Source organism: Bacillota bacterium (assembly GCA_024655925.1).
GTDB lineage: Bacteria > Bacillota > DTU025 > DTU025 > JANLFS01 > JANLFS01.
Window position 1 is genome coordinate 1 of sequence record JANLFS010000084.1, and the last position, 5440, is coordinate 5440.

A 5440-nucleotide genomic window follows, 5' to 3' on the forward strand; every position below is an offset into this window, starting at 1 on the left:
GAAGCGGCGAAGCGAACCCTTGACGGCATAGGCCGAGGTTGCGCATACAATCCGTGCTGCTGGGACAGCGTCCCCAACCGTTAGCGCCTGCAGCAACCCGCTCCGCACGGTCCGCGGACGGTCAGATTCCCCAGCCGTAGGCGCAACCGATTCGAGGAACGGGGAAGTCCCCACTTCTTCTTGACTCAGACTTCCTCCTTTTGGGCGTTGACCCCATTGGCGAGTAGGACTACCATATGTGGAGAACAGCGTTTGAGGGGGGACAATGTAACACTTGAGGCAGTACCCGAACCCCGTTAGTCCTAAGGTCGTGGAACCGCTCGTTCTCATCGCCAGTCTTGCGAAATGGTTAGTGCTGTCGGCTCTAACAGGTGGAGTGGCCGGCCTGGCCGTCGTGGGATTCCTTCACGTTCTCGGGGCGGGAATCGAGTTTGCGTCGAAGATCAGCTACTGGTGGATCGCTCTCCCTGTTGGAGGATTCGTCTCAGCGGCCATCATCCACTACATATCCCCCGAAGCTTATGGGCACGGAACCGAGGCAGTCATTCGCGCAGTGAACAAGGGTCAAGGGGAGATCCCTGTCATAGTCGCCCCGGTGAAGGCCTTGGCGACGGTGATCTCCTTATCGGTGGGAGCGTCGGCGGGGAAGGAAGGCCCGTCCGCTCAAATAGGAGGAGCCCTCGCATCGGGCATATCAGACCTTCTGAGGCTGGACGCGGAAGACCACCGGAAGCTCACCATGTGCGGGCTGGCGGCGGGATTCGGGATCGTCACCGGGGCGCCGGTGTCAGGGGCCATTTTCGCAGTGGAGGCCCTGGTCATGGGATCGACCGCTTCTAGTGCACTGCTGCCTGCGGTGATCGCGTCCACGTCTTCAGTATTCACCGCCCGCGCTCTCGGGTGGTGGCATCCCCTTCAGGCGCACGTGCATGTGGAGGCCATGGATCCAGCCCTCCTGGCCCGGGTGGTGCTGTGTGCCCTCCTTCTCGGCCTCGTGGCTTACATATTCATAGAGGCTGTGGAGACTTCGGAACGGTTGTTCCACCGGATGCGTGTATTCCAGCCAGCAAGGACCTTCATAGGAGGGGTGTTGCTCGTTGCGCTTGCGGTTGCATTCTCGAGGCAGTACTTGGGTCTTGGGACCGAGATATACGAAGCTGCACTCGAAGGCCATTCCGTTCCAACGTGGGCTTTTGCGCTGAAGATCCTCTTTGTAGCAGTCACCCTGGGCGCGGGGTTCAGTGGGGGTGCGATGACCCCAGTCTTCGTGATAGGCGCGGCCGCCGGGAGCACTCTCGGGAGGCTCCTCGGGTTCGACCCGGTGTTCGCGGCGGCCGTCGGTATCGTGGGGCTCCTGGCGGGCGCGGCAAATACGCCCATAGCAGCGTTGGTGTTGGGGCTCGAAAGGTTTGGGCCGGGGTTCGGGATCTACGGCGTTGTGGCCTCTGTGGTCAGCTTTGTGGTTGTTGGGCACAGGAGCATAAACGCCACCCAGCTTCTGGGATCCCCAAAGACTCATTCCCTGGTGGTGGACATGGGGCACACTTGTGAGGAGGCAGAGAGCGTCAGGCTCCGGGAAGACGCTCAGCACAGGCTGGATGCGGTATTCGGGGCTCATGTGGAGGTGGCGCCGATGAGGTCACCCCACCGTACGCCTCCCCACCGATGACAGGGCAAGGGCCAGGAATCCGGCGAAGGTTGCAAACGCCGCGCCTGTGGCCACCTTCCCTGTTGACTCGTAGATGGTTTCACACGCCAGCCCCCCGTCAAGGGGGGCGTTTTCTATCAGATCGCGGCAGGCATCGTCCTTCACTCCAGCGAGCAACGTGTTGCACGCGTGCATCGGCCAGGGCCTGGGAGAGTGGGCACACCCAACGCCGGTGAACCGGCCGGATGCGGAGCGGTACGGGTTGTCTGATGACATGATCCAGGCCAGTGTGTTCGCGAACACTCGGTCAGCAGGGCTGACGAACCCGTAGTAGGCGAGGAGCACCAGACTCCCTGGTGGATCGTCGTAGATCTCGTGATTGCCCTCGAGGTCCACCGACCACGCGAACATGGGGCCCTTCGACCCTTCGACAATGCAGTGCGTGAGAACAGCCTGGGCTACTTCTTCAGCTTGAGATAGGTACCTCTGGGCATCATCCGGTCGCCCGGATTTCAGCGCGACCTGGGCAAGGTCCGACAGAGCCCGCCACACCAGCACATTGTCATAGGTAAGGTACGGATAGCGTACCGGGTCATCGCTGGGGTCGAGGAATGTCCGGTACAGAGCGATCGTGGGGTGGCGCCACTGGGGCAAGGTTTGCATCACCGCGGCCACTCCTCTGGATATCGGCTCCTCAGCCACCACGGACAGATCGCCCGTTGTATTCACATATCGTCCCAGGGCGATGACGTATGAGGCAAGTTGGTCAAGTTCGAATCCGGGGTAGAGAAGCGTTCCTCCGATGTAGTGAGCGTGGATGCCCGCGTTCCTCGCGTGCCGGCGGAACGCCGTCACCAGTATCTCCCGGGCGAAGGCCGGATCGCGGTCTACCATGACGGGATACGCCCAGAGGAAGGTGTCTCTCGGCCAGAACGCGGCACTCACGTAGTACCTCGGGCTTCGAGAGGTGAGCATCACGAGGTCCTCGGTGTCGATGGCTCTTCCGTGAGCGAAGAACCGGGAGAAGAAGAAGTTGCGGGAAGCCCTGGTATGGCCGGGGCCGAACCCGCGTTCCGCCAGCCACCGGAGGGTCTCCTGGAGCATCTCCGCCGCGCCCAGCCGTCTCATGTGCACTGCCGTCACCCCTGCCGCATCGGGGTCTGGGCCGGCGGCGATGTAGAAAGGCGTGGACACGGTCTGCCCCGGAGCTACGGAGAGGAAGGCGCCCGCTTCAAACCGGATGGAGGAGGCCCCATCGTTCTCCTTGGATATCACAGAATCGCTGGTCTGAGGCTCTGGCTCGGACCACCAGTCGAACTCGTCATCCGCTGTCAGAGCCAGCGCTCCGACGCTGTCGTCCCCTCGTGCTTCCAGCATGAGCGACCTGGTCCACTCCCGGTAGTACAAATGGTTCGAGACATGTATGAGTCTGCGGGTAAAGATCGTCTGAAACACGGCTCCGACACACCCCCGCAGGCCCAACCGGACCCTCAGGGTCTCATTTCCCCGGTTTACGGCGCGGAACAAGAACACACATCCGCGCGTTTCCCAGCCCACCGGGGCCAGGATGGTCAGGGAGATGTCCAGTTCCAATCGTGTCTTGAAGCAGGCACACGGCACCCAGTCTTCCAGGAGTGACCAGCAAGAGACGGCGCCGGCATGCTCTCCCGTTTCGAGGTCTTCGACGAAGGGCGCAAACAAGGGAGGAGCGCCGGCGAGCGCCTCAGGCTGAGTTGGAAGGCCTCCTGCCCACTCCACCAGGCCTTGATGCCGCATGCTCAGGACTCCCACGCTCATGATGGCGGCGTCGTCGGGGCGGATCTCGGGAAGCGAAACCCAGTCGTTTGCCGTGACCAGAGGGGACACAACCTCCCCCAGCTCACGAGGTGTGGTCATGATGAGGTTCAGAGGCGCTCTGCCAGTCAACGGGGGTCGCCCTCCATGCCCCAGCCGTAACTGCTCACAGTCACGCCGGGTATCAGGATCCTCTTGAACGCTTCAGCGAGCGCATACCCAGCCCTCGCCCCTGTCTGCCTAGCCTCTCGCGCAAGGGCGGACTCGACATCTATCTGAATCTCGCTCCACTGGCTCCTATGGACGGCCAGGGCAGCGATCTTGCCCTCGAAGGTTTCGGAGACATCGAAGAAATGGTCCGGCTGGTCGGTGTTGAACAACAGGATCTCCCTGATGCTCCAAGTGCCCAATCCATCCCGCAGGTGTTCCGGGAAGTAGAGCGGTAGCCGCGCCGCCAAGCGAGCGTCGAGCGCCGCGGTGCCGACTGCCCGGTGGTCCGGGTGGAGTTCGTATCTCTTCCACGGGTCGAAGGTGAGCAGGAGAGCCGGCGTATGTTCGCGGTAGAGGCGGGCCAGTCTGGAACGGAGCGTCAGATCCGGTACTACCTCGCCGTCGGATATACCGAGAAAGGTAATTGCCCCTACACCGAGAATCTGCGCGGACTTCCGGGCTTCTTCTCGGCGCAGGCGTGCGAGCGCCTCCGGGGACACGTCGGGATTCAGGCTGCCGCGGTTGCCGTCTGTTGCGATGACCGCGTGGACCTCGCATCCATTCCTGGTAAGTGCCAGAACGGTACCTCCGCAGTAGTATTCCATATCATCAGGGTGTGCGCACACGACCATGGCCCTGTCAGGCATCTTCTGAATCATCCTCCCCGCCGGCCACGCCTTCCTCGCCTGGACCGAGTGAAGCCTGTCGGGCCGCCTGTGCCACTCGGTAGAGGCCCGGCAAGTACTTCTGGTAAAGCCCGATGTTGAACCTGAGAGGGTTCTCTGCCCTGTACCTGTAGAGTGCTCCCAGGTCTATTGCGCCCACTACAACCTCCTCCTGGTCGCAAGTGCGTGCCTGGGCGATGAACCCATCTCCGCCCGAAGTGAGTTCCAGTGGAGCGAGGATTGCGCTTCTCCCGGTGAAGGTCATGCCGGCGAAGGTCCCAACCATGGAGGCCCCGATCCCGAAGACCTGTGACTCCTGAACCCTGGGCCAGATGCCGCGCAGGGCGTACCACAAGTTGTAATCCTCGGGATTCGCCGACGGCACTGCCACGAGATCTGCACCGGAAAGCCTCGCGAGCCTGAACGTCTCGAAATAGGTGGCATCCATGCATATCGGCATGGAAGTGGCTACCCCGGCCACATCGAACACAGGGACCGAATCACCGGTCGAGATGCCCCAGGCCGCCTCGACTGGCATCAGGTGGCACTTGGAGTACCGGCCGACTTCTTCGCCGTTTGGCCCGAAGATGTAGCCAACTGAACGCATTGCGCCGTCGCGAGCCCGGTCATCCGGCAGAATCATGCTCCCGGTGGCGATGTGAACACCGAGGGCCTTGGCGACCGACGAGAAAGCTGCCCGGTAAGCTCGCGTGCAGTGAGGCCCCAACAACCGGAAGACATCCAGGACCCGGATACCTTCGCCTCCCGCTTTGGCTGCGGCGTCATCAAGAGAGCCTGCCCGCTCCAGCGTTCTCGGAAGCCCGGGAACCATTCCCAAGAGTGGCAACCCGCTGTACTCTGGAAACACGATGAACTCGGCACCCTGGGATGCAGCTCGGGCTGCGAGGCTGTAGATTACATCTGTGTACTGGGACCCGTTTACCACCAGCCTGATCTCCATCTGCACCGCTGCCACAGTGAGGACGCGGTTGGCACGGATCTCACTCCGGCCGGGGCGCGCTGCCCGAAACCTGGCATCCCCGCAGAAAAGCCAGGACCCGCGGCGCCCGATGGCCTTGGGATCAGACCTTCTGGCAAGAACAGATTCGAGGACTCGGAGCTT

Annotated in this window: 4 protein-coding genes; 1 reads left to right on the forward strand and 3 read right to left on the reverse strand. The window is 62.2% G+C overall.

Features of this window, described 5'->3' with window-relative positions; translation table 11 throughout:
* Positions 1-274: 274 nt before the first annotated feature.
* Positions 275-1669, forward strand: a complete 1395-nt coding sequence (locus NUW23_12080) for a chloride channel protein (GenBank protein MCR4426903.1) — start codon at positions 275-277, stop codon at positions 1667-1669.
* On the opposite strand, the gene NUW23_12085 is transcribed toward NUW23_12080, so the two are convergent.
* From NUW23_12085 to NUW23_12095, 3 genes are all read right to left on the reverse strand, one after another.
* The gene (locus NUW23_12085) at positions 1640-3574 is read right to left on the reverse strand and encodes a glycoside hydrolase family 125 protein (protein MCR4426904.1); all 1935 of its coding nucleotides are present in this window, start codon (positions 3572-3574) and stop codon (positions 1640-1642) included. The two genes, NUW23_12080 and NUW23_12085, sit on opposite strands and share 30 nt — an antisense overlap.
* Positions 3571-4311: a PIG-L family deacetylase gene (locus NUW23_12090; GenBank protein MCR4426905.1), complete on the reverse strand. Its 741-nt coding sequence runs from the start codon at positions 4309-4311 to the stop codon at positions 3571-3573. The genes NUW23_12085 and NUW23_12090 overlap by 4 nt, the downstream gene beginning before the upstream one ends.
* Positions 4292-5440, reverse strand: a 1149-nt coding sequence (locus NUW23_12095; GenBank protein ID MCR4426906.1) for a hypothetical protein, incomplete at its 5' end; no start/stop codon positions are given. The genes NUW23_12090 and NUW23_12095, both read right to left, overlap by 20 nt.